This window comes from Klebsiella sp. CN_Kp100 (assembly GCF_040065315.1).
GTDB lineage: Bacteria > Pseudomonadota > Gammaproteobacteria > Enterobacterales > Enterobacteriaceae > Klebsiella > Klebsiella oxytoca.
Genome location: NZ_JBEAIJ010000032.1, coordinates 93,002 through 117,277, shown reverse-complemented (window position 1 = coordinate 117,277; position 24,276 = coordinate 93,002). Strand labels below are relative to the sequence as shown.

Sequence of the window (24,276 nt, the reverse complement as noted above, 5' to 3'; positions counted from 1 at the left end):
GAATTATGCGCAATCCTCAAGACAGGAATTGTGTAATGAGATGATGTGAGGTTGATGATGTTTGCGCTCCAGCCGACGTTGCGCGGCCGGAGCATCAGAGAGGATCAGTTTTTCTCTGGCGGGAAAATCAGATTCAGAACAATCGCCGTGATACCGCCGGCGGCGATACCGGAGGAGAGCAGATTCTTCAGCCAGTCAGGGGCGAACTGCAGGATCAGCGGCTGCTGGGAAACGCCAAGGCCGACGGCCAGCGACAGGGCGATAATCAGGATCGCGCGGCGGTTCAGCGGCTCGCGGGAGACGATACGCACGCCGGAGGCGGCAATGGTGCCGAACATCACCAGCGTTGCGCCGCCGAGCACCGGCTCAGGAATATGCTGCACGAAGCCGCTCACCGCCGGGAACAGGCCGAGCACGATCAGCATCAGCGCGACCACAAAACCAACATAGCGGCTGGCGACGCCGGTCAACTGAATCACGCCGTTGTTCTGGCCAAAGCAGGAGTTCGGGAAGGTGTTGAATACCGCCGAAACAAACGAGTTCAGACCGTTGGCCAGCACGCCGCCCTTCAGACGCTTCATATATAGCGGGCCGGAAACCGGCTGCTCGGAAACGTCAGAGGTGGCGGTGATATCGCCGATGGTTTCCAGCGAGGTAATCATAAACACCAGCATCAGCGGCAGCAGCAGATTCCAGTCGATGCCCAGCCCGTAGTACAGCGGCGTGGGAACCATAATCAGGCTGCTTTCCGTCGGTGCGGTATTGGTCGGCAGCATATCGAGTAGCCATGCCGCCAGGTATCCGGCCGCCATCGCGATAACCAGCGAAGCGATGCGCAGATACGGGTTGCGCTGGCGGTTAAGGATAATAATCAGCGCCAGCACGATCCCCGCCAGCAGCAGGTTTTTTGGCGCGCCGAAGGTGTGGTCGGCCATGGCGGCATAGCCCCCGCCGATGGAGGTCAGGCCAACCTGAATCAGCGACAGGCCGATAATCATTACCACTACGCCGGAGACCAGCGGAGTGATTATGCGGCGGGCGAGATGCAGAACGCGCGAGAGAACCATCTCCGTGCAGCTGGCCAGCATCAGGGTGCCGAACAACGCGGCCATCATGGTCGGAACATCGGCGCCGCCGGTTTTCAGCGCGGTTCCGCCCATAATCAGCGGAGCGACGAAGTTAAAGCTGGTGCCCTGAATCGAAAGCAGACCAGAACCCACCGGGCCCCAGGCTTTAATTTGAATGATGGATGCCACGCCGGAGGCGAACAGGGACATGCTGATGATGTGTTGTGTATCCTGAGCCGGGAGGCCCAGAGCCTGACAAATTAACAGCGCCGGAGTGATAACCGCGACAAACATCGCCAGCAGGTGCTGGAACGCGGCGAACAGCGTTTGCGGTAGCGGCGGGCGGTCTTCAAGGCGGTAGATTAATTCGCTGGTTTGCTTATGCGCAACCGGTTGCGCATTTTCTGATTCTGCGGTGTTAACGGACATCACAACAATCCCAAAGGTGGCAAAGCGGGGATTTTATCGGACTGTAGACCAAAAGCAAACGTTTGCCACTCTTTAGCGGCAAATATTTATGCAGGGAATAGGTGTCAAATATTTATTAACATTTTGTATGCTTGATCGCATCATTATCCCTACAAAATATCTTTTCCTGTCCTTTTTTCCGTACTTCTGCTTAAAATCCCTTCCCGATTACTCATGATGAGAAGCAATCGACACCGGGAATTTCGTCGCGTGTGAATGGATCATGCGCCTATAAGGAGCTCTTTTTATGTTTCATCTCGATACCTTATCGACGCTCGTTGCCGCAACATTAGTGTTGCTACTAGGTAGAAAACTCGTTCAAACCGTCCCTTTCCTGAAGAAATACACCATTCCTGAGCCCGTTGCGGGCGGTCTGCTGGTCGCTCTGGCGCTGCTGGTATTAAAGAAAAGCATGGATATCGAAATTGATTTCGATATGAGCCTGAAAGACCCGCTGATGCTGGCTTTCTTCGCCACTATCGGCCTGAATGCCAACCTCGCCAGCCTGCGCTCTGGCGGCAAAGTGGTGGGGACATTCCTGATCGTGGTGGTGGGGCTGCTGCTGCTGCAAAACGCCCTCGGTATCGGCATGGCGAAGCTGCTGGGCCTCGACCCGCTGATGGGGCTGCTGGCCGGTTCGATTACCCTTTCCGGCGGCCACGGTACCGGCGCGGCGTGGAGTAAACTGTTTATTGAGCGCTATGGCTTTGTCAACGCCACCGAAGTGGCTATGGCTTGCGCAACCTTCGGTCTCGTTCTTGGCGGCCTGATCGGCGGGCCGGTGGCGCGCTATCTGGTCAAACACTCTTCATCACCGGACGGCACGCCGGACGATCAGCTCGCGCCGACCGCGTTTGAAAAGCCGGATATGGGGCGCATGATCACGTCGCTGGTGCTGATTGAGAGCATCGCGCTGATCGCCATCTGTTTGACGGTAGGGAAGATCGTTGCGCAACTGTTGGCGGGGACCGTATTCGAACTGCCTACCTTCGTTTGCGTGCTGTTTATCGGCGTTATCCTCAGCAATAGCCTGTCAGCACTTGGCCTGTACCGCGTATTCGACCGCGCGGTGTCGGTGCTGGGTAACGTCAGCCTGTCGCTATTCCTGGCGATGGCCCTGATGAGCCTGAAGCTGTGGGAGCTGGCGTCGCTGGCGCTGCCGATGATTGCCATTCTGGCGGTGCAGACGATAGCAATGGCGCTGTATGCGGTATTTGTGACCTATCGAATGATGGGTAAAAACTACGATGCCGCGGTGCTGGCCGCCGGCCACTGTGGTTTCGGCCTCGGCGCGACGCCGACGGCGATTGCCAATATGCAGGCGATTACCGATCGTTTCGGTCCGTCGCATATGGCGTTTCTGGTGGTGCCGATGGTGGGGGCGTTCTTTATCGATATCGTTAACGCGCTGGTGATTAAGCTCTATCTGCTGTTGCCGGTATTTGGCTGATAAAAACCCGGAGGTGGTGCGCTACGGGATTATGCGGTCTGCGGGCTGTAGCCCAGGTAAGGCGTATACGCCGCAACCCGGGGATACTCCGGGATTCATGACTCGGCGTGGCTTCTCGCCGGCTCGCGCTGCGCTTAGCCGGGCTACGGGGTGTGCGGTCTGCGGGTTGTATCCCGGCTAAGGCGTTTACGCCGCCAGCCGGGAATACCTCAACAATCTTACGCTTCGTCGTGCTCTTCCCACGCCAGCGCGCGTTTTACCGCCTTCTTCCAGCCGCTGTAGCGATAGTTACGCTCGGTGGTTTCAATTCCCGGACGGAACTCGCGCTCGATAACGGCTTTCTCCTGCAGCTCATCCAGATTCTGCCAGAAGCCCACCGCCAGACCGGCCAGATAGGCTGCGCCCAGCGCCGTGACTTCGCGGACTTCCGGGCGTTCTACGCGGGTGCCGAGAATATCGGACTGGAACTGCATCAGGAAGTTGTTGGCGACCGCGCCGCCGTCAACGCGCAGGGCGTACAGACGGATCCCGGAGTCAGCCTGCATCGCTTCCAGCACGTCGCGGGTCTGATAGGCGATCGATTCCAGCGTGGCGCGAATAATATGGTTGGAATTGACGCCGCGGGTCAGGCCGAAGATCGCCCCGCGGGCATACGGGTCCCAGTAAGGCGCGCCAAGCCCGGTAAACGCCGGAACCACGTACACGCCGTTGGTATCCTTCACTTTGGTGGCGAAATATTCGGAATCGAACGCGTCGCTAATCAGCTTCATCTCATCGCGCAGCCACTGAATGGAGGCGCCCGCCATAAATACCGCGCCTTCCAGCGCATAGTTCACTTCACCGCGCGGGCCGCAGGCGATAGTCGTCAGCAGGCCGTGCGTTGATGCCACCGCTTTCTCGCCGGTATTCATCAGCATAAAGCAGCCGGTGCCGTAGGTGTTTTTCGCCATCCCCTCTTTAACGCACAGCTGGCCGAATAGCGCCGCCTGCTGGTCGCCCGCGATGCCGGCGATCGGAATACGCGTGCCGCCCTTACCGCCGATGTTGGTCTGGCCGTACACTTCGGAAGATTTGCGCACTTCCGGCAGCATGGCGCGCGGAATATCCAGCGCGTCGAGCATTTTGTCGTCCCAGTCCAGTTCGTGGATATTGAACAGCATGGTACGCGAGGCGTTGGTGTAGTCGGTAACGTGAACGCGTCCCTGGGTCATTTTCCAGATAAGCCAGGTGTCTACTGTGCCGAACAGCAGCTCGCCGCGTTTTGCGCGCTCGCGCGCACCTTCGACGTGGTCAAGGATCCACTTCACTTTGGTTCCGGAGAAGTAGGGGTCAACCACCAGGCCAGTTGCCTTACGGATGTACTCTTCCATGCCGTCGCGCTTGAGCTGTTCGCAGATCTCGGCGGTACGGCGGCACTGCCAGACGATGGCGTTATAAATCGGCTTACCGGTTTCGCGCTCCCACACGATGGCGGTTTCACGCTGGTTGGTAATGCCGATCGCGGCGATTTCATCGGAACTGATATCGGCCTTTGCCAGCACTTCAACCAGCGTAGAGCTTTGCGATGCCCAGATTTCCATCGGGTCGTGCTCAACCCAGCCTGGACGCGGATAAATTTGTTCGAATTCTCGCTGAGAGACGCTGACGATATTGGCATCGTGATCCATTACCACGGCGCGGGAGCTGGTGGTGCCCTGGTCGAGCGCTACGATATATTTTTTGTCGGTCATAGTATGAGTCCCGTAGTCAGATTACAGCGAAGCTTTGTGTTGTGTCGTAGAGGGAGATGCGGCTTCTTTCTCTTCAACGACGCAGGTGTCGCAAGGCAGGTGGCGGCCAATCAGCTTGCGGTAGCAGAATGCGCCCAGCGCAGCACCGACGATTGGCGCACACAGCGGCACCAGAAAATAAGGAATATCTTTGCCGCCCGTGAAGGCGACGTTGCCCCAGCCTGCCAGCCAGGCGAAGGCTTTCGGTCCGATATCACGCGCCGGGTTCATGGCGAAGCCGGTCAGCGGGCCCATGGATGCGCCAATGACAGCGATCAGCAGACCAATCAGCAGCGGCGCCAGCGGGCCGCGCGGCACGCCGTTGCCATCATCGGTCAGCGCCAGAATGACGCCCATCAGGATAGCGGTAATCACCATTTCTACCGCGAAGGCCTGCACAAAATTGATATGCGGGTTTGGATAGGTAGAGAAAATACCCGCCAGCTCAAGACTTTCGACGCTACCGCGCACCATATTGTGGGTATGTTCGAAATCGAAGAAAAGATTGTAATAAAGCCCGTAAACTAAAGCCGCAGCGCAAAAGGCGCCAGCGAATTGCGCAATGATAAAAGGAACAACTTTACGACCGTCAAAGCAGGCGAACAGCCACAGCGCGATGGTCACCGCCGGGTTAAGGTGCGCACCGGAAACCCCTGCGGTCAGGTAAATCGCCATGGCGACGCCCAGACCCCAGATGATGCTGATTTCCCACTGACCGAAGCTGGCTCCCGCGACCTTAAGCGCAGCGACGCACCCAACGCCGAAAAAGATCAACAACCCGGTACCGAGGAACTCTGCGATGCACTGGCCTTTTAGTGTTGATGTTTGGCTCATAATCGAATCCTGAAGCGAAGTGATGATTATTGTATGTGTGAAGGTCGCAGGCGACCACGCTGCCATGTAGGCATAGTGTTAATTTATCGTTAACGAACAAAAACGAGAAATATCGAAATTCAAATGTGTGTGCCTCGTCAAGAAAATGAGCGTTTTCGCGCCATAAACGCGTGTTCGGTCATTTGCGGGAGCGTTTCACCGCTCATTTTTTTAACGAGGTGATTAACAATTACGAAAAAGTACCGGGTAAAAGCGGCGAACGGACCAGGTAAAGACTGAAAAGTGTTGCAAACCGCAATCTACGCGGGTTGTCGCTGGACAGGGGCGGCGGGGCTTCATACAATCGACTACATCACCACTGTAGTGCGCTAATTTTCGTTAAGGCGTCAACGCGTATACGAAACGGACGGTTTCTATCAACGCCTTGCAAGTTCAGGAGAGGTATGACGATGTCATTAGAAGTGTTTGAGAAATTAGAATCTAAAGTTCAGCAGGCGATTGATACCATCACTCTGTTACAGATGGAAATCGAAGAGCTGAAAGAAAAGAACAATACGCTGGCGCAGGAAGTACAGAGCGCCCAGCATAGCCGTGAAGAGCTTGAGCGTGAAAACGGTCAGCTTAAAGAACAGCAGCAGGGCTGGCAGGATCGTCTGCAGGCGCTGCTGGGCCGTATGGAAGAAGTCTAATGCTTCCCGCCTCCTCCCGTTCGGGAGGAGGCAAACTCACCTCGCTCTATATACTCACAAGTTATAGCCAATCTTTTTTTATTCTTTAATCATCAGTCTGCTTTCTGGCACGCTTAATCCATCACAACACTACATAAAGAGAGCGGTGCGATGAATAAGTGGGGCGTGGGGTTAACTCTGTTGCTGGCATCCGCCAGCGTTCTGGCAAAAGACATTCAGCTATTAAACGTTTCTTACGATCCGACGCGCGAGCTGTACGAACAGTACAACAAAGCCTTCAGCGCGCACTGGAAGCAAGAAACCGGCGACAACGTGGTGATTCGTCAGTCACACGGCGGCTCCGGCAAACAGGCGACCTCGGTGATCAACGGCATTGAAGCCGATGTGGTGACCCTTGCGCTGGCCTATGACGTCGATGCGATCGCCGAGCGTGGACGAATCGACAAAAACTGGCTAAAGCGTCTGCCGGATAACTCCGCGCCGTATACCTCAACCATCGTGTTCCTCGTACGTAAAGGTAACCCGAAGCAGATTCATGACTGGAACGACCTGATCAAACCGGGCGTGTCGGTGATTACCCCGAACCCGAAAAGCTCCGGCGGCGCGCGCTGGAACTATCTGGCGGCCTGGGGCTATGCCCTGCACCAGAATAACGGTGACCAGGCTAAGGCGCAGGAGTTCGTAAAAGCGCTGTTTAAGAACGTCGAAGTACTGGATTCCGGCGCCCGCGGTTCGACCAACACCTTTGTGGAACGCGGGATCGGCGATGTGCTGATTGCCTGGGAAAACGAAGCCCTGCTGGCGACCAACGAACTGGGTAAAGACAAATTCGAGATCGTCACCCCGAGCGAATCGATTCTGGCCGAGCCGACCGTTTCCGTGGTGGATAAAGTGGTCGACAAAAAGGGCACTCGCCAGGTGGCGGAAGCGTATCTGAAGTATCTCTACTCGCCGGAAGGCCAGGAGATTGCGGCGAAGAACTTCTATCGTCCGCGTGACCCAGAAATCGCGAAAAAATACGCGGATGAGTTCCCGAAACTGAAGCTGTTCACCATCGATGACGTGTTTGGCGGCTGGACTAAAGCGCAGAAAGAGCACTTCTCCAACGGCGGCACCTTTGACCAGATCAACCAGCGTTAAATAGCCTCTCCTTATCCCCGCTCGCGCTGCGCGTAGCGGGGCGACAACGCTTGTCGCCCGGGTAAGGCATAAGCCGCGACCCGGGGCAGAGTAGTCTGGTAGCCCGCTCAGGCGCGTTAAGCACCGCTTCCGGCAAAACTCACCGCACCTCCTCTCGTTTTCATTTGGTCATCAAACTGCGCTACTCTTCCGTTTCTGGCTGAGACAGGAAAAAATAATGCGAAGAGTACGACACCTTTTTTTAGCGCTGGTGGTAGTGGTTGTGGCGGCGATGGCTGGCGGCTACTACTGGCTTCATTCCGGCAACCGTGACGCGTTGCGTCACATTGTTCTGCAACAGTGCGTCCCTCATCAACAGCAGAATCACAATCCCGCGCCCTGCGCGGAAGTGAACCTGAAGGGCGGCTATGTCCTGTTTAAGGACCGCAATGGCCCGCTGCAGTATTTGCTGATGCCAACCTACCGTATCAACGGCACTGAAAGCCCGCTGCTGCTTGAACCGCTGACGCCGAACTTCTTCTGGCAGGCCTGGCAGGGACGCGAAATCATGAGCCAGCACCGTGGTTCTGCCGTACCGGATGAGGCGGTCTCGCTGGCCATCAACTCGCGCAGCGGACGCACGCAAAATCATTTCCATATTCATATCTCCTGCCTGCGACCTGATGTGCGCCATCAGCTGGATAGCCAGGCTGCCGCTATCAGCAGCCGTTGGTTACCGCTGCCCGGTGGGCTCATGGGCCATGAATATCTGGCGCGCCGCGTAACCGAAACCGAACTGGCGCAGCGCAGTCCGTTCCTGATGCTGGCTGAAGAGGTGCCGGAAGCGCGAGAACATATGGGCCGTTTCGCGCTGGCGATGGCGAAGCAGAGCGACGGCTCGCTGCTGCTGCTGGCAACCGAGCGTAACCTGCTGACGCTGAATCGCGCATCGGCAGAAGAGGTTCAGGACCATAGCTGCGCCATTCTGACATCCCGTTAATTTTCTTTACGTTCCCGCCATTCATTATCTCCTTGATTCTTATCCCGGTTTAACGCCGGGGTAGGATCGGGTGCATAAAAATATGTGAAACCGATCAAAAGATATAAAGGTATACCTTTATATCTTTTTGAGGATGGTTACACTCTCTTCATAGCCTCCATTGCGTGTCGGACAGGCGGCTTATTTATAAAAACGTTTTTATTTCATGTAGTGACATCATTAATTGTTTCCTCTATTTGCGCGGCTAAGCGTAAAGGAATATCAACATGAAACTTTCTATCGTGGAAAAAATCGGCTTCGGCGCAGGAGATATGGCGATAAACGTTGTGATCATCGCCATGCAGCTGCTTCTCGCCTATTTTTATACCGATATCTACGGCCTGAGCGCCGCTGATGTTGGCGTACTTTTCGTGGTTGTGCGGATGATCGATGCCATTATCGATCCGGCCATGGGCGTTCTTACCGATAAGCTGAATACGCGCTGGGGACGCTATCGCCCGTGGCTGCTGTGGTTTGCCATCCCTTTTGGCTTCGCCGTTTATTTAATGTTTATCACGCCTGATATGGTTTATATGGCTAAGCTGGCGTGGGCCTATGGCACCTATATTCTGATGACCCTGGTCTATACCGCTATCACTATTCCCTATATCTCGATGATTGGCGTGATTACCAGCGATCCCGTGGAACGGCTAAGCGCAAACGGCTATCGCTTTGTGATGACCAAAATTGCCGCTTTTCTGGTGACTATTGTCGTCCCGATGCTTGCCGTCTGGCTTGGGCAGGGCAACAAGGCCCTGGGTTACCAGTTTTCTATGGGGCTAATGGGCGCGATGGGGGCCCTGCTGTTTATCTTCTGTTTTCTCACCACTCGTGAACGTAGCGAGCCGGAAATTACTTCGCTATCGGTAGGGAAGCAGTTTAAGTATCTGTTACGTAACGATCAGTGGATTATTCTTGGGGTTGTTATTTTATTGCTGATGTGCGGTTACGTTATTCGCGGTTCCGTCGCGGCCTATTATGCCAAATATTATCTTAATGGCGGCGATAGCCTGATTTCACCTTTTCTGACTACCGGTGTTGTCGCCTCTATTCTGGCGATGATCGCCACCACCTGGATAACTAAATTCTGGGATAAGATTAAGATGTTCCGCTACACCCAGATTATTACCTTTGTACTAAGCGCGCTGATGTATTTCTTCGTCGGGCGTGAAAATCTTATCCTGGCATTTACGTTCTATTTTCTTATTAATTTCTTCTGCGATATGCAAATGCCGGTGTTCTGGTCCTCTATCGCCGAAGCGGTGGATTATGGCGAAAAGAAAACCGGGCTGCGGGTATCCGGCCTCGCGTTTGGCGGCATCCTCTTCTTCCAGAAGTTTGGTATGGGGATCGCGGGGGGCGTACTGGGATTTCTGCTGAGCCACTTTGGCTATCAGGCCGACGTTGAACAGAGCGCGCGTTCGCTCACCGGTATTGCGCTGATGATGACGCTCATTCCGGCACTTTTCCATCTTGCGGTTGGGCTGCTTATGAAAAAGTATATGATTAATAACGAATATTATCGTGATATTCAGCTAGCCCTTGCGCAAAAACAGGCATAAGGAGGCGTAAATGAATGCCATGAATAAGGTTTGGGCGATCGGCGACGCCTCCGTAGACCTGGTACCGGAAAAACAGAACAGCTACCTGAAATGTCCCGGAGGCGCTTCGGCGAACGTGGGGGTCTGCGTTGCCAGGCTGGGCGGAACGTGCGGTTTTATCGGCTGCCTTGGCGACGATGACGCCGGGCGTTTCCTGCGCCAGGTTTTTCAGGATAACGGCGTCGATGTCTCTTCGCTGCGGCTGGATGCGAGCCTGACCAGCGCGGTACTGATCGTCAATCTGACGGCTGACGGCGAGCGCAGCTTTACCTATCTGGTACATCCGGGGGCTGATACCTACGTTTCACCTCAGGATCTGCCGACGTTCAGAAAATACGAATGGTTTTACTTTAGCTCCATTGGTCTCACCGACAGCCCCGCTCGCGAGGCATGCCTTGAGGGCGCGCGAAGAATGCGGGAGGCCGGCGGCTACGTTCTGTTTGATGTCAACTTGCGCAGCAAGATGTGGCGCAATGCCGCTGAGATCCCTGACCTGATCGCCCGCTCCGCTGCGCTGGCGTCTATCTGCAAAGTCTCGGCAGATGAGCTGTGTCAGCTGAGCGGCGCCAGCCACTGGCAGGATGCGCGGTATTACATGCGCGATCTGGGCTGCGATACCACCATCATTTCGTTGGGGGCCGAAGGGGCGTTGCTCATCACCGCCGAGGGAGAGTTCCTTTTTCCTGCCCCGCGCGTGGAGGTCGTCGATACCACCGGAGCCGGTGATGCCTTTGTTGGCGGCCTGCTGTTCACGCTTTCCCGCGAAAACCACTGGAATCATGCCCTGCTGGCGGAGGCGATCAGCAATGCCAACGCCTGCGGAGCGATGGCGGTGACGGCAAAAGGGGCAATGACTGCTCTGCCGTTTCCCGACCAGCTCAATACTTTTCTGTCCAGCCGTTCGCTGGCACAAGCCATGACCGTGAAATAAGGAGTCATCATGCACGTTGATCAAAACAAAATACTGGGATGCCTGGTGGGTGCCGCCGCCGCGGACGCGATGGGCGCGGCGACGGAAGTACGGACTCAGCAGCAAATTAAGGACTATTTCGGCGGCTGGGTGACGACCTTTCAAAAACCGCCAGCGGATACGTTTGGTCGCTGTAACGAAGCGGGTATGTGCACGGATGATTTTATTCAGGCGAAATACATTATGGACGCGCTGCTGCGCCACCAGCGCCAGGTCAGCGATGAGGCGATGCGCGAAGCCTTTCAGCAGTGGCTGGATTACCCTTACTACGCCAACTTTACCGGCCCGACAACGCGTGCGGCAATGAAAGCGATATTCAATGACCATCGCGCCTCTTTGCAGGGTGATCTTGAAGGCGAAAAGCAGTCGGTACAGATTATTAATAAGGGAAACGCGGAAGCCACCAACGGCGCCGCCATGAAGATTTGGCCTGCGGCGGTACTGCATCCGGGAGATATTGATGCGGCGATTCACTGCGCGCTGCAGATTTGCCGCTTTACGCATAATAACGTGCTGGCGATGTCCGGCGCAGCGGCGATGGCGGCGGCAACCAGCGAAGCGTTACGATCGCAGACCAATGCGGACACCATTATTGCCGCCGGTATTTATGGCGCGCAAAGAGGCTATCTGCTGGCGCAGGATCAAGGGGCGATGATGGTGGCAGGCCCATCCGTTGCCCGACGCATCGAACTGGCCGTGGCTATCGGTCAACGGCATCGTCATTGGGAAACGGCGGTGGTGGAACTTGCCGATATTATTGGTTCCGGGCTGCACGTCAGCGAAGCCGTACCGGCGGCCTTTGGCCTGTTCGCGTGTTGTCCGAATTCTGCCGTAGATGCTATTATCTCCGGCGTTAATATCGGCAATGATACTGATACTGTCGCTACCATGGTTGGAGCGATTTCCGGCGCATTCCATGGCGTGGAGGCTTTTCCCGCCGATTATTTAACGACCGTGGATCGTATGAATCATTTCGATTTGGCACAACTGGCCAGGCAAATCGCAGGGTAGCGAATTCACCCTGCCGGGGACGGTAAAACGTCCCCTGCTGGCGAAGACGTGAGGTGCGCAGTTTGCAGGTTGATAAAACGAGCTTTACTCCGCTTTATAAGCAACTATTTTTTATCATCTGTCAGCAGATTCAGAATGGGTCCTTGCCGTTAGGCAGCCAGCTGCCGACGCAAAAAGAGGTTGCCAGAGCCTATAACGTCTCGCTCATCGTGGTTAAACAGGCCTGGAGCGAATTAATCAATGCGGGCATTATTTCGTCCCAGCGCGGAAGCGGATCGGTAGTGTGCTCTGTGCCGGAGGGAGTAAGCTACGGCCACACGTTTCGCGGCATTACCAGCGATCTTCAGGATGCCAGCGTCGAGATAGAGAACCGTATTCTTGAGATCGCGCCGCGTCGCGCGCGTGACGCTCAGGCAGATGGTTTGAGCCTGCCCGCCCATCATCATTATCTCTATATCTCGCGTATTCGTTGCCTGAACAATCGCCCGTTTAACCATGAAAAGATCTATCTCGATCTTAGCTTCTTTCCCAATCTGCAGCTCACGCCAGAGGCGCTGGAACATACGTCGCTTTATTCGCTATTAAACGTCACCAGTGACTCGGCGACTGAAAAGGTGGAGGCGATCTTACCTTCCGCCGACCTGTGCGAAAAGCTGCAGATTGCGGCGAATAAACCACTATTATCCGTCGCCAGACAGACGTTTCAGGCCGGGCATAACAGCCCTTTCGAATATTGCCGCTATTACGTGCTGTCGGAATACTTTGGCGAAATTCATTATCACTAATCTGCCCGCACCAGAGTTGTCATAACCCCCACTATATCTGGCGTTTACCTGCCCTGTTGTCCGTCGTATTCTTGCTGAAAAAACCGACAGGAGACAGGTATGTCGCTCTGGTTGTCCCATCCTCTGTTCCTTCCTTCAATTATCGTTGGCCTCACTATCCTGCTTTGGGCGACATCGCTCCTGCCGGAGTTTATGACCGCGCTGCTGTTTTTTGCCGCAGCGATGATCGCTAAAATCGCGCCGCCGGAGGTGATTTTCGGCGGCTTCGCGTCGTCGGCATTCTGGCTGGTGTTCAGCGGCTTTGTGCTGGGGATCGCTATCCGCAAAACCGGGCTGGCGGACAGGGCGGCACGGGCGCTTTCGTCGCGTCTGACGGATTCCTGGCCGCTGATGGTCGGCAGCGTGGTGCTGCTCAGCTATGCGCTGGCGTTTGTGATGCCGTCCAATATGGGGCGCATCGCGCTGCTGATGCCGATTGTGGCGGCAATGGCCAGGCGTGCCGGTATTGAAGAGGGGACGCGCCCGTGGTTTGGCCTGGCGCTGGCGGTAGGGTTCGGGACCTTCCAGCTGTCTGCCACCATCCTGCCCGCCAATGTCCCGAATCTGGTGATGAGCGGCGCGGCGGAGGGATCGTATGGTATCCATTTGAATTATCTGCCCTATTTACTGCTGCATACGCCGGTGCTCGGCTGGCTCAAGGGGGCGGCGCTGATCGTGCTGATATGCTGGCTGTTCCCGGGGAAACCGCATCCGCCGCGCGATCTGTCGCCGCTGCCGCCGATGAGCCGCGATGAGAAGCGCCTTGCCTGGCTGCTGGTCGTGGTGCTGACGCTCTGGGTGACGGAGAGCTGGCACGGCATAGGGCCAGCCTGGACGGGGCTGGCGGCGGCGGTGATAACGCTGCTGCCGCGAGTCGGTTTTATCAGCGGCGAGGAGTTTTCCAGCGGCGTGAACATCCGCACCTGTATTTACGTCGCCGGAATTTTGGGGCTGGCTATCACCGTGACCCAGACCGGGATCGGCGGTGTGGTGGGGAATGCCCTGCTGCAGATTATGCCGCTGGATAAAGATAGCCCGTTTACCAGCTTTCTCGCGCTGACCGGTATTACCAGCGCGCTAAACTTTATTATGACCGCGAACGGCGTACCGGCGCTGTATACCACTTTCGCACAGAGCTTCTCCGATGCGACCGGCTTCCCGCTGCTGAGCGTGATTATGATTCAGGTGCTGGGATACTCCACGCCGCTGTTGCCGTATCAGGCGTCACCGATTGTAGTGGCGATGGGGCTAGGGAAAGTACCTGCACGGGCGGGAATGCTGCTGTGTATTGCGCTGGCGGCGGTGAGCTATTTAATTCTGCTGCCGCTGGACTATCTGTGGTATCAGGCGTTGGGCAAACTGTAGCCTGTTTCGTTCGGGGATTTTCCCGGAGGCGGCGCTGCGCACCTGTCCGGGCTACCAGGCACTCCCCGGTTGCGAAGCGCGACCGGGGAGTGCCTGTAAAGCGAATTACGCTTTTTTCGCGGCTTCTGCTGCTTTAACGATTACCGCGAAAGCGTCCGCTTTCAGGGATGCGCCGCCAACCAGCGCGCCGTCGATGTCCGGCTGGGTGAACAGTTCTGCTGCGTTGCCCGCGTTAACGGAACCGCCGTACTGGATAATGACTTGTTCAGCCACTTTCGCATCGGCTTTCGCGATGTGATCGCGGATGAATTTGTGTACTGCCTGAGCCTGAGCCGGGGTAGCGGATTTGCCGGTACCGATCGCCCATACCGGTTCGTAAGCGATAACCGCGCCTTCGAACGCCGCCGCGCCCTGGGTTTTCAGAACGGCGTCGATCTGACGTGCGCACACTTCTTCGGTTTTGCCCGCTTCGTTTTCCGCTTCGGTTTCACCGATGCACAGTACCGGGATCAGGCCCTGCTCTTTCAGTACCGCGAATTTCTTAGCGATAAACTCGTCGGACTCTTTGTGGTAGGTACGACGCTCGGAGTGGCCGATGATGATGTATTCAGCGCCGATGTCTTTCAGCATTTCGGCAGAGGTTTCGCCGGTGAATGCGCCGGACAGGTTCAGATCAACGTTCTGCGCGCCCAGGTGAATGTGGCTGCCGGCAGCGGCTTGTTTAGCCAGGTCGATGTACATCTCAGGCGGAGCAATGGCAACTGCACAGCCGGTAACGCCTGCCAGTTCGGTACGCAGGTTCGCGACCAGTTCGTTTACCATGTGGCGGCTGCCGTTCAGTTTCCAGTTACCCATCACTAAAGGATGTCGCATTTTTATTCTCCACGCTTTAAAGCGAATTAAGGAATATAGCCGCCCCCGCGGGCAGCATGGTCTGTGAAACAGTATAGAGATTCATCACTGGAAAGGCTTTGCTTTTTGTCATTTATTGTTGTTTTCCAGCGTTTCAGATAGCGCCAGCTTAATCGGTTCAACAGCGAAGGTCAGCCCCTTTTCGCCGTTGTCCGCCACCACATAGCGTACCGCGCCTTCGGTTTCCGAAAAGTACCGTTTGCCTTTTCCGGCGGCCAGCAGCTTTTGTAGCTTCTGTTGGCTCTGCGCCTGGCTGAGCGTCGGCACGAACGCGCACATGACGGCGCTCATATACTCGAGGGCCCGGGCTTTCGCCGCTTTCTGCTGCGGCCCCTGAATCGGCAGCCAGGTTATCTGCATCGATTTAATTTTAAGCGTACCGCGCTCAAGCGCGGTCGAGGCATAAAGATTGTCGTTGATCCTGGTGGCGGCGCGGGTCAAATTCGCCTGGTCTTTACTGGAGGCGACGGCGCGAAACTCATTGAGCAAAAGCTTCGGGTTATCGGTATTGAATTTTTCCCGAAACGCGCTGATGGAGATATCAAACACCGGCGCGCCGGAGAGAAGATAGGGCGCCGTAGCGGCGGAGTCAGGCTCGGCGGACAACGCATTTTGGCCGACGGATAGCGCCGTCAGCCCAATTAAATATAAAGTTGCCCACTTCTTCATGCCCATGTTTCCTTTTTTTGTCTGCCGACGATTAAAACGAGAACCGTCACGCTTGTCAAAAAGTCACGCCTTCAGGGTAAACTACGTCGGTGATGATGATAAGGAATAAAACATGACCCTACAGCAGTGGCTATTCTCAATTAAAGGGCGGATTGGACGTCGCGACTTCTGGATCTGGATTGCTATCTGGATTGCGACCATGAGCGCGCTGTTCACGCTGGCTGGCAGCAACCTACTCAACTTACAGACCGCGGCGTTTATTCTGGTATGCCTGCTGTGGCCGACGGCGGCGGTGACCATTAAACGTCTGCACGATCGGGGGAAATCCGGCCTCTGGGCGCTACTGATGATTCTGGCGTGGATGCTGCTGGCGGGGAACTGGTCGATGCTGCCGGGCGTCTGGCAGTGGGGCGTCGGGCGGTTTATACCGACGCTGATTATCGTGATGATGCTTATCGACCTGGGGGCGTTTGTCGGCACCCAGGGGGCAAATAAGTTTGGCAAAGAGACGCTGGACGTGCGCTGGAAAGCGGAACCCTGATTACCAGTAGTGTTCGGCGGTCATATGACCCGGTCGGCGGCGCAGATGCTTGCTCATCTGCCGGGTCTCTTTCAGCAGCTGCTGAGTGTCGCGCACCATCTGCGGGTTACCGCACAGCATGACGTGGCTACTCTCGGTGTTCATTGGCAGGCCGACGGCCTCTTCCAGCGCGCCGGTTTTAATCAGGAACGGGATACGTCCCGTGAGCATGCCCGGCGCGGTTTCCCGACTGACGACCGACTGGATGCGCAGCTTGCCCGCATAGCGCGCCTCCAGCGCCTGCATCTGCGGCAGATAGCTGAGATCCGCGGCATAGCGCGCGGCGTGCACCAGTACGAGATTTTTAAAACGATCCAGGTCCTTCCCTTCTTCGAGAATTGACAGATACGGGCCAATCGCCGTGCCGGTGGCGAGCATCCACAGGGTGTCGCAATCCGGCACCTCTTCGAGCACGAAGAAGCCGGCCGCTTCGCTGACCACCTGCACTTCATCGCCCGGCTTCAGCGCCGCCAGCCGTGGGCTAAGTTTGCCTTCCGGAACCGTCACCAGGTAGAACTCAAGATCGGGATTACTGGGGGCATTGACGTAGGAATAGGCGCGCTGCACGCGTTCACCGTCGACATCCAGCCCCAGTTTGGCAAACTGCCCTGCGGTGAACGGTTCAACCGGTGCGTGAACGATGAGGCTAAACAGTGCATCCGTCCAGTTTTGAACTTTTACGACTTTGCCTGTAACCCAGTTTGCCATAGCGTCTCTCCTCTCAATCCTGTTAGCGTATCTTCACCGCGACGAGAGCAGATTTCCAGCCCGAAAAGGCTGGAAAGCTCTATTGATCAAATGTTTTACAGGATGTGTAGCTGGATATCCGGGTCTTTGCGATCGAGATAATGAATCGACTGAATTCGGCGGATAGTGCGGGATTTACCGCGGATCAGTAGGGTTTCGGTAGTGGCCATATTACCTTTACGGGTAATACCGTCCAGCAGATCGCCTTTGGTGATGCCCGTCGCCGAGAAAACGACGTTGTCGCTGCGCGCCATATCGTCCAGACGCAGCACTTTGCCTGCTTCGATGCCCATGGCCTGACAGCGTGCCAGCTCGTTCTCGCCGATGCGGCGGTTCTCTTCACTGTCGCCCTTAACGTGGTGGCGCGCCAGCAGACGACCGTGCATATCGCCGTCCAGCGCGCGGATCACCGCCGCTGAAACGACCCCTTCCGGGGCACCGCCGATACCGTACATAACGTCAACTTCGCTATCCGGCATGCAGGTCAGAATAGAGGCGGCAACGTCGCCGTCGGGAATAGCGAATACGCGCACGCCCAGTTTTTGCAGCTCAACGATGACCTCGTCATGGCGCGGCTTGGCTAAGATGGTAACGGTTAATTCACTTAGCGGCTTATTCAGCGCGCGGGCGATGTTTTGCAAGTTTTCCGCCAGCGGCAGGTTCAGATCGATGGTGCCTTTCGCGCCCGGACCGACAATCAGCTTTTCCATGTACATATCCGGCGCGTTCAGGAAACAGCCTTTATCGCCTACCGCCATCACCGCCAGCGCGTTGGCCTGGCCCATCGCCGTCATGCGGGTGCCTTCAATGGGATCGACGGCGATGTCTACCGCATCACCGTTGCCGGTACCGACGCGTTCGCCTATATATAGCATCGGCGCTTCGTCGATTTCGCCTTCGCCAATCACGATAGTACCGTCGATGTTGATCAGGTTGAGCATAATGCGCATGGCGTTGACGGCGGCGCCGTCGGCGGTGTTTTTATCACCACGGCCTAACCATTTATAGCCTGCCAGCGCGGCGGCTTCGGTGACGCGCGAAAATTCGATGGCCAGTTCTCGTTTCATAATCCACTCATCTGAATAAAAAATTATGCGCAGCGTGGCGGATAACGTGCGCGCTACGCGTTGGAATAGCGTTCGGTTTCCGGCATCCAGCGCTCGATAAGCGCCTGGGCCTGCTGAGGATATCTTTCGTGTATATGACGGGCGATGCGCTGAACTTCGGGGATCATGGCCTGATCGCGCATTAAATCTGCGACTTTGAATTCAGCGTTGCCGGTCTGGCGCGTGCCGAGCAGCTCGCCGGGACCGCGAATTTCCAGGTCTTTCTGGGCAATGACGAAGCCGTCGTTGCTATCGCGCAGAACCTGCAGGCGCTTCTGCGCGGTTTTAGAAAGCGGCGATTTATAGAGCAGCACGCAGTGTGAGGCCACCGCACCGCGCCCGACGCGCCCTCTGAGCTGGTGCAGCTGAGCCAGCCCCAGACGCTCAGGGTTTTCGATGATCATCAGGCTGGAATTAGGCACGTCCACGCCGACCTCAATTACCGTGGTGGCGACCAGTAGATGCAGCTCGCCCTGCTTGAACGCGCTCATGACCGCCTGTTTCTCGGCAGATTTCATGCGCCCGTGCACCAGGCCGATATTCAGCTCCGGCAGCGCCAGCTTCAGCTCTTCCCAGGTGGCTTCCGCCGCCTGGGCCTCCAGCAGATCCGACTCTTCAATCAGCGTACAAACCCAGTAGGCCTGGCGACCCTCGTGAGTACAGGCGTTCCGTACCCGGTCGATAATATCGCTGCGGCGGGTATCCGGGATGGCTACCGTCGTAACCGGCGTACGGCCCGGCGGCAGTTCATCGATGACCGAGGTGTCGAGATCGGCATAAGCGGTCATCGCCAGGGTCCGCGGAATCGGCGTCGCGGTCATAATCAGCTGGTGCGGATGAAAGCCCTGCTGTTGGCCTTTCTCCCATAGCGCCAGCCGCTGATGGACGCCGAAACGATGCTGTTCGTCGATAATCACCAACGCGAGGCCGTTAAACTGGACCTGTTCCTGAAAGATGGCGTGGGTACCGACCACCATCTGCACCTGTCCGCTGGCGATAGCCTCCTGCTGCGCCAGGCGCGCTTTGCCTTTTTGTTTGCCCGCCAGCCAGCCTACTTCAACGCCCAGCGGTTCAAACCAGCTGCGGAAGTTATTGGCATGCTGCTCAGCCAACAGTTCTGTCGGCGCCATCAGCGCCACCTGCTTGCCGTGCGCGATGGCGCGCAGGGCGGCCAGCGCGGCAACCAGGGTTTTACCGGAGCCAACATCCCCCTGCACCAGACGCATCATTGGCACGTCCAGCGCCATATCGCGCTCGATTTCAGCCGTGACGCGCGCCTGCGCGCCGGTCGGCGTAAAGGGGAGAGAGGCCAGCAGCTTGTCTTTTAGCGTGTCGTTAGCGCTGAGCGAGAGAGCGTGGTAGCGCTGAGCGCCTGCCCGCAGCGCCAGCATGCTGAGGTTATGCGCCAGCAGCTCTTCCAGGATTAAGCGTCGCTGAGCCGGATGTTTGCCGCTTTCCAGCTCGCTAAGCTGTAAAGAGGGCGGCGGGCGATGCAGCGTACGCAAGGCGTCAGGCAGGCTCATCATCCCCTGCGCCAGCTCCGGCGGCAGCAGCTCGGCGATAGCGCAGGTTTCCAGCAGCTCCAGCGCCTGGTCGGTGAGCTTACGCAGCGTAGCCTGCTTGATGCCTTCGGTGGTGGGATAAACCGGGGTCAGCGTTTCCTGTAAATCAGGGGTACTCATATCACCCTGAACCCGATATTCCGGGTGGATCATCTCCGCCCCGTGCTTACCGCGCTTCGCCTCTCCGTAGGCCAGCACGCGACGCCCGGTTGCCAGGCTATTTTTCATCGCTGCGCTGAAGTTAAAAAAGCGCATGGTGAGGATGCCGGAGCCGTCGCTTATCTGGCAGGTCATCATCCGGCGGCCGCCGAAAGTGATATTGCAGTTAAGAACTTCGCCTTCAACGGTGGCGTAAACGCCGGGCAGCAGTTCACCGATTTGATACAGATGGGTGCGGTCTTCGTAGCGTAGCGGCAGGTGCAGAAGCAGATCCTGCACCGTGTGCAGGCCGATTTTCGCCAGTCGGCTGCTCTGTGCCGCGCCAACGCCGGTTAGGGTATTAAGGGGGACGGCATCTAACAGGCGACCTTGCATCGTTTTTATCCTGCAGCCTGCATAGTGGCCCACCACGTGGCATCGGCTTCGACTTCGCCCAGCTCGTTGACGTGGGGGTAGGGTAGACCTTTACGTTTTGCGACCTTCGCCAGCACCGGATAGCCGCCTTCAAACAGCAGACGCTGCTGGTCTTCTTTCGGCAGCATGCTGTTGTCGCGCAGATACATGCCGGCGTTCTGCCGCTGGCGCTGGGCTTCATACAGAATAAGCGCCGAGGCGACGGAAACGTTCAGCGACTGCACCATGCCAATCATCGGAATAATGATGTCCTGATCCGCCAGGTCCAGCGCTTCCTGAGTAATGCCGGTTTTCTCCTGGCCCATCAGGATACAGGTGGGGCGGGTATAGTCGATTTCACGAAAATCAACGGCGTTATCAGAGAGATGGGTTGCCAGAATCTGCATGCCCTGGCCTTTTAAATGCGTGACGGCATCGCCAATAGTACGATGGGTTTTCACCTGCACCCAGCTATTGCTGCCTGCGGCTGCGGAGGCCATGGTACGCATACGGCTACCGGGCCAGATGGCGTGCACTTCATGCACGCCAACGGCGTCTGCGGTACGAATAATCGCAGAGACGTTATGAGGCTTATGGACCTGCTCCATGCAGACCGTCAGGTCAGGCTGACGCCTGGCGAGCATCTCGCAGATACGCGCATAACGCTGTAAATTCATTACACTTCATCCTTCGAATGACTCTTTAATCGCTGCGGATTACTCGGCCCATCCCTGGGCCTCGCCCCTTACGGAGCCGCTGTAAGCAGCGTTCAAATCTGCTCCTGGCAGATTTGTCATTCGCTTGCCGCCTTGATGCAATTCGAATGATTTTGTGTCAGAGCTAATTTCGGTTACGGGTGACTTTTATCACATCCGGCATGACGCGAATTTTGCGCATAATATTCGCCAGATGCACACGGTCGCGCGCGGTGAGGCGAATAAAGGCGCTGTAAACGCGGCCATCTTTCTCTTCCGTATTCAGGCTTTGAATATTGGAAGAGGCGGTGTTGATTGCGGCGGTAAGATTCGCCAGGGCACCCTGATGGTTGAACATATCCACCTTAATTTCGGTGATAAATTCCTGCGCCGTCTCTTTGTCCCACTCAACCGCCATAAATTTCTCCGGCTCTTTTTGGTAGCCGCGAATGTTACGACAGGACTCGTGGTGAATCACCAGGCCTTTGCCCGGGCTGACGTGCGCAATAATCGGGTCGCCGGGAATCGGACGGCAGCACTTGGCAAAGGTGATCAGCACGCCATCCGCGCCTTTAATCGGCAGATGGTTATGGCCGACAGGCGCCGGCTGTACAGGCACGGCTGTGGTTTCACCCTGCTGCAGGTTTTTTGCTACGACGACGCTCATGGCGTTACCGAGGCCAATTTCGGCCAGCAGATCGTCAAGCGTTGCCAGCTTCATACGGTCAAGTTCGCGCTGAATGTTCTCTGGCGGAATTTCGGCCAGCTTGCGGCTGCCGCCGAGCGCGTGATTAAGCAGGCGTCGCCCGAGGCTAACGGAATCGTCGCGCTTGAGGTTTTTCAGCAGTTGGCGAATTTTGGCGCGCGCTTTAGAGCTGACGACAAAGTTCAGCCACGCGGCGTTCGGACGAGCGCCCGGCGCGGTGATGATCTCCACCGTCTGGCCGCTGGAGAGCGACTGCGACAGGGGATATGGCTGGCGGTCGACGCGCGCGCCGACGCAGGCATGGCCGATATCGGTATGCACCGCGTAGGCGAAGTCCACCGGCGTCGCGCCAGCGGGCAGTTCGACGATGCGCCCTTCCGGGGTGAAAACGTAAATCTCATCCGGGAACAGATCGGATTTCACGCTCTCAATAAATTCAAATGAGCTACCGGCGCTCTGCTGGAGCTCCAGCAGGCTCTGCATCCAGCGCTGAGCGCGGATTTGCGCCGTGGTACTGCTTTCGCCGCCGTGCTCTTTATAAGCCCAGTGCGCCGCAACCCCCATTTCCGCCATCTGGTCCATGTCTTCGGTACGAATTTGTACCTCAACCGGGACGCCGTGCGGGCCGATCATCGAGGTGTGCAAAGATTGATAGCCGTTCGCCTTTGGAATGGCAATGTAGTCTTTGACGCGGCCTGGACGCGGCTTGTAAAGGCTGTGCATCTGGCCTAGCACGCGATAGCAGGTGTCAGAATCATGGACAATCACGCGGAAGGCGTAGATATCCATAATCGAGTGAAAACGCTGCTCTTTGAGCACCATCTTGCAGTAGATGGAGTACAAATGCTTTTCGCGACCGCTAACGCGACAGGGTATTCCCGCTTCCTGCAAACGCCCTTCGATTTCGGAGAGGATTTTTTGAATCATCTCTTTACGGTTGCCGCGCGCTGCTTTAACTACCTCTTTAATAACGCGGTAGCGGTTAGGATACAGCGCCTCAAAGCCCAGCTCTTCGAGCTCGGTTTTGATGTGATGAATACCTAAACGGTGCGCCAGAGGGCTGTAGATTTCCAGCGTTTCGCGGGCGATGCGGCGGCGCTTATCCGGGCGCAATGAGCCCAGCGTGCGCATGTTGTGGGTGCGGTCAGCAAGCTTGATAAGGATGACGCGAATATCCTGCACCATCGCCATAATCATTTTGCGAAAGTTTTCGGCCTGAGCCTCTTTCTTGTCGCGAAACTTTAGCTTATCAAGTTTTGACACCCCCTCTACCAGTTCTGCAACGCTTTTGCCAAAAAGCTGCTCCATATCCTGATAGGTGGCGGGGGTATCTTCTATCACGTCGTGCAGCAGGGCAGCCATCAGCGTTTCATGGTCGAGCTTCATCTCGGCCAGGATACAGGCTACCGCTACCGGGTGCGTGATATAGGGTTCACCGCTTGAACGTGTCTGGCCCTCGTGAGCGTCACGTGCAACGAGATAAGCCTGCCGAAGGCGTTTGATTTGCTCTTCGGGCAGGTAGTTTTGAATCAGCTGATTCAGGCTTTCAAACAGATACAAGGGCGACCCGCTGTGTGATTAACGACGACCTTCAGCAATAGCGGTAACGGCTTGTAATTCAGCGGCTTCCTGCTCTTGCTGTTCCTGGCGCTCGCGAACGTCGAGGATCTTGTTGTTGATCAGACCTTCTTCGATTTCGCGCAGTGCGATAACGGTAGTTTTATCGTTTTCTTCCGGTACCAGCGGATCCTTTCCGCCTACCTGCATCTGACGAGCGCGACGCGCGGCGACCAGTACCAGGTCAAAACGGTTACCAATTTTCTCTACAGCGTCCTGAACAGTTACGCGTGCCATACTTAAAATGCTCCACAGGTGAAGAAATGACTGGGCATGATACTGAATGTGGGTTCAGTCTGCCAACAGTTTGGTGATTAAAGCGCCATGTCGCTGCTTTTGGCGGCTCATGCGCAGACGTTCGGCGCGAATAATAATTTTCAGATCGCTCAGCGCGGTATCAAAATCATCATTCACAATCAGGTAATCATATTCCGCGTAATGGCTCATTTCTGCAACTGCCTGTGCCATACGTTTCGCGATAACCTCTTCGCTATCCTGACCGCGGCCGCGCAGGCGACGATCAAGCTCATCTTTTGACGGCGGCAGAATAAAAATGCTGCGTGCGCCGGGCATTCTGTTGCGGATTTGCTGTGCGCCCTGCCAGTCGATATCAAGGAAGATGTCGACGCCGGTCGCCAGTACCTGCTCGATAGCTTCGCGCGAGGTGCCGTAATAGTTGCCAAAGACTTCTGCATGTTCAAGAAAAGCGTCTTCGCCAATCATCGTCCTGAATTCGTCGTGATTGACAAAGAAATAGTGTTCACCGTGCACTTCACCCGGGCGCGGAGCGCGTGTGGTATGCGAAACAGAAACCTGAGAGTCGTACAACGGTTGGGTTTTTAATAAAGCCTGAATCAGGCTGGATTTACCCGCGCCGCTAGGGGCGGAAACAATATAAAGCGTGCCTTGAGCCATGAGTGTCTT

At 56.3% G+C, this 24,276-nt stretch carries 22 protein-coding genes; 10 read left to right on the top strand and 12 right to left on the bottom strand.

All coding sequences use genetic code 11. The annotated features are described in order from the left end of the window. Positions 1-104: 104 nt before the first annotated feature. The gene (locus ABLV12_RS11360; RefSeq protein ID WP_004106976.1) at positions 105-1,496 is read right to left on the bottom strand and encodes a uracil-xanthine permease family protein; all 1,392 of its coding nucleotides are present in this window, start codon (positions 1,494-1,496) and stop codon (positions 105-107) included. A 286-nt stretch (positions 1,497-1,782) separates the two neighbouring features. On the opposite strand from ABLV12_RS11360, the gene gltS reads away from it, so the two are divergent. Further along, positions 1,783-2,985, top strand: coding sequence for a sodium/glutamate symporter (gene gltS / locus ABLV12_RS11355; RefSeq protein ID WP_004116504.1), 1,203 nt, complete (start codon positions 1,783-1,785; stop codon positions 2,983-2,985). A 218-nt stretch (positions 2,986-3,203) separates the two neighbouring features. On the opposite strand, the gene glpK is transcribed toward gltS, so the two are convergent. Together glpK and ABLV12_RS11345 are read right to left on the bottom strand one after the other, a co-directional pair. Beyond that, positions 3,204-4,715 (bottom strand): glycerol kinase GlpK, encoded by a 1,512-nt coding sequence (glpK, locus tag ABLV12_RS11350; RefSeq protein WP_348867045.1) that lies wholly within the window; start codon positions 4,713-4,715, stop codon positions 3,204-3,206. 21 nt (positions 4,716-4,736) lie between these two features. Continuing rightward, positions 4,737-5,588 carry an MIP/aquaporin family protein gene (locus tag ABLV12_RS11345; RefSeq protein ID WP_004106970.1) on the bottom strand — a complete coding sequence of 284 codons (852 nt, stop codon included), beginning with the start codon at positions 5,586-5,588 and terminating at the stop codon, positions 4,737-4,739. Between the two features lie 443 nt (positions 5,589-6,031). Here ABLV12_RS11345 and zapB point away from each other — a divergent pair, with 443 nt between their 5' ends. The 8 genes from zapB to ABLV12_RS11305 all read left to right on the top strand — a co-directional run bounded on the left by zapB (position 6,032) and on the right by ABLV12_RS11305 (position 14,206). Continuing rightward, on the top strand, positions 6,032-6,277 hold the full coding sequence (gene zapB / locus ABLV12_RS11340; protein WP_009652751.1) for a septal ring assembly protein ZapB: 246 nt from the start codon (positions 6,032-6,034) through the stop codon (positions 6,275-6,277). A 150-nt stretch (positions 6,278-6,427) separates the two neighbouring features. Beyond that, positions 6,428-7,417: a sulfate ABC transporter substrate-binding protein gene (locus ABLV12_RS11335; RefSeq protein WP_004106966.1), complete on the top strand. Its 990-nt coding sequence runs from the start codon at positions 6,428-6,430 to the stop codon at positions 7,415-7,417. A gap of 217 nt (positions 7,418-7,634) precedes the next feature. Then, positions 7,635-8,396 carry a CDP-diacylglycerol diphosphatase gene (locus tag ABLV12_RS11330; RefSeq protein ID WP_070556447.1) on the top strand — a complete coding sequence of 254 codons (762 nt, stop codon included), beginning with the start codon at positions 7,635-7,637 and terminating at the stop codon, positions 8,394-8,396. A 266-nt stretch (positions 8,397-8,662) separates the two neighbouring features. Then, on the top strand, positions 8,663-9,997 hold the full coding sequence (locus ABLV12_RS11325; RefSeq protein ID WP_064398969.1) for an MFS transporter: 1,335 nt from the start codon (positions 8,663-8,665) through the stop codon (positions 9,995-9,997). A gap of 10 nt (positions 9,998-10,007) precedes the next feature. Continuing rightward, positions 10,008-10,967 carry an aminoimidazole riboside kinase gene (locus ABLV12_RS11320; RefSeq protein ID WP_233678994.1) on the top strand — a complete coding sequence of 320 codons (960 nt, stop codon included), beginning with the start codon at positions 10,008-10,010 and terminating at the stop codon, positions 10,965-10,967. A 9-nt stretch (positions 10,968-10,976) separates the two neighbouring features. Next, positions 10,977-12,017 carry an ADP-ribosylglycohydrolase family protein gene (locus tag ABLV12_RS11315; protein ID WP_004106952.1) on the top strand — a complete coding sequence of 347 codons (1,041 nt, stop codon included), beginning with the start codon at positions 10,977-10,979 and terminating at the stop codon, positions 12,015-12,017. A gap of 62 nt (positions 12,018-12,079) precedes the next feature. Beyond that, a complete protein-coding gene (locus ABLV12_RS11310) occupies positions 12,080-12,802 on the top strand; it encodes a GntR family transcriptional regulator (protein ID WP_004106944.1) in 723 nt (240 codons plus the stop codon). Between the two features lie 99 nt (positions 12,803-12,901). Further along, a complete protein-coding gene (locus ABLV12_RS11305; protein WP_023321782.1) occupies positions 12,902-14,206 on the top strand; it encodes an SLC13 family permease in 1,305 nt (434 codons plus the stop codon). Between the two features lie 105 nt (positions 14,207-14,311). Here ABLV12_RS11305 and tpiA read toward each other — a convergent pair whose 3' ends face one another. Beyond that, positions 14,312-15,079, bottom strand: a complete 768-nt coding sequence (tpiA, locus tag ABLV12_RS11300; protein WP_004106939.1) for a triose-phosphate isomerase — start codon at positions 15,077-15,079, stop codon at positions 14,312-14,314. 108 nt (positions 15,080-15,187) lie between these two features. Further along, positions 15,188-15,787: a DUF1454 family protein gene (locus ABLV12_RS11295; RefSeq protein ID WP_064398967.1), complete on the bottom strand. Its 600-nt coding sequence runs from the start codon at positions 15,785-15,787 to the stop codon at positions 15,188-15,190. Positions 15,788-15,899: 112 nt separating this feature from the next. Here ABLV12_RS11295 and ABLV12_RS11290 point away from each other — a divergent pair, with 112 nt between their 5' ends. After that, complete coding sequence (locus tag ABLV12_RS11290; protein WP_004106933.1) at positions 15,900-16,328, top strand: DUF805 domain-containing protein; 429 nt, start codon at positions 15,900-15,902, stop codon at positions 16,326-16,328. Here the strand turns inward: ABLV12_RS11290 and fpr are convergent, their stop codons facing one another. From fpr to gmk, 7 genes are all read right to left on the bottom strand, one after another. Continuing rightward, a complete protein-coding gene (fpr, locus tag ABLV12_RS11285) occupies positions 16,329-17,075 on the bottom strand; it encodes a ferredoxin--NADP(+) reductase (RefSeq protein ID WP_064398966.1) in 747 nt (248 codons plus the stop codon). Positions 17,076-17,170: 95 nt separating this feature from the next. After that, positions 17,171-18,181, bottom strand: a complete 1,011-nt coding sequence (glpX, locus tag ABLV12_RS11280) for a class II fructose-bisphosphatase (RefSeq protein ID WP_016809637.1) — start codon at positions 18,179-18,181, stop codon at positions 17,171-17,173. 53 nt (positions 18,182-18,234) lie between these two features. Beyond that, a complete protein-coding gene (gene recG, locus ABLV12_RS11275; RefSeq protein ID WP_004106930.1) occupies positions 18,235-20,316 on the bottom strand; it encodes an ATP-dependent DNA helicase RecG in 2,082 nt (693 codons plus the stop codon). A 5-nt stretch (positions 20,317-20,321) separates the two neighbouring features. Further along, the gene (gene trmH / locus ABLV12_RS11270; protein WP_004106929.1) at positions 20,322-21,011 is read right to left on the bottom strand and encodes a tRNA (guanosine(18)-2'-O)-methyltransferase TrmH; all 690 of its coding nucleotides are present in this window, start codon (positions 21,009-21,011) and stop codon (positions 20,322-20,324) included. Between the two features lie 163 nt (positions 21,012-21,174). Then, complete coding sequence (gene spoT / locus ABLV12_RS11265; protein ID WP_004106928.1) at positions 21,175-23,295, bottom strand: bifunctional GTP diphosphokinase/guanosine-3',5'-bis pyrophosphate 3'-pyrophosphohydrolase; 2,121 nt, start codon at positions 23,293-23,295, stop codon at positions 21,175-21,177. 18 nt (positions 23,296-23,313) lie between these two features. Then, the gene (gene rpoZ / locus ABLV12_RS11260; protein ID WP_004106927.1) at positions 23,314-23,589 is read right to left on the bottom strand and encodes a DNA-directed RNA polymerase subunit omega; all 276 of its coding nucleotides are present in this window, start codon (positions 23,587-23,589) and stop codon (positions 23,314-23,316) included. Positions 23,590-23,643: 54 nt separating this feature from the next. Then, on the bottom strand, positions 23,644-24,267 hold the full coding sequence (gmk, locus tag ABLV12_RS11255) for a guanylate kinase (protein ID WP_348867043.1): 624 nt from the start codon (positions 24,265-24,267) through the stop codon (positions 23,644-23,646). Positions 24,268-24,276: the final 9 nt, after the last annotated feature.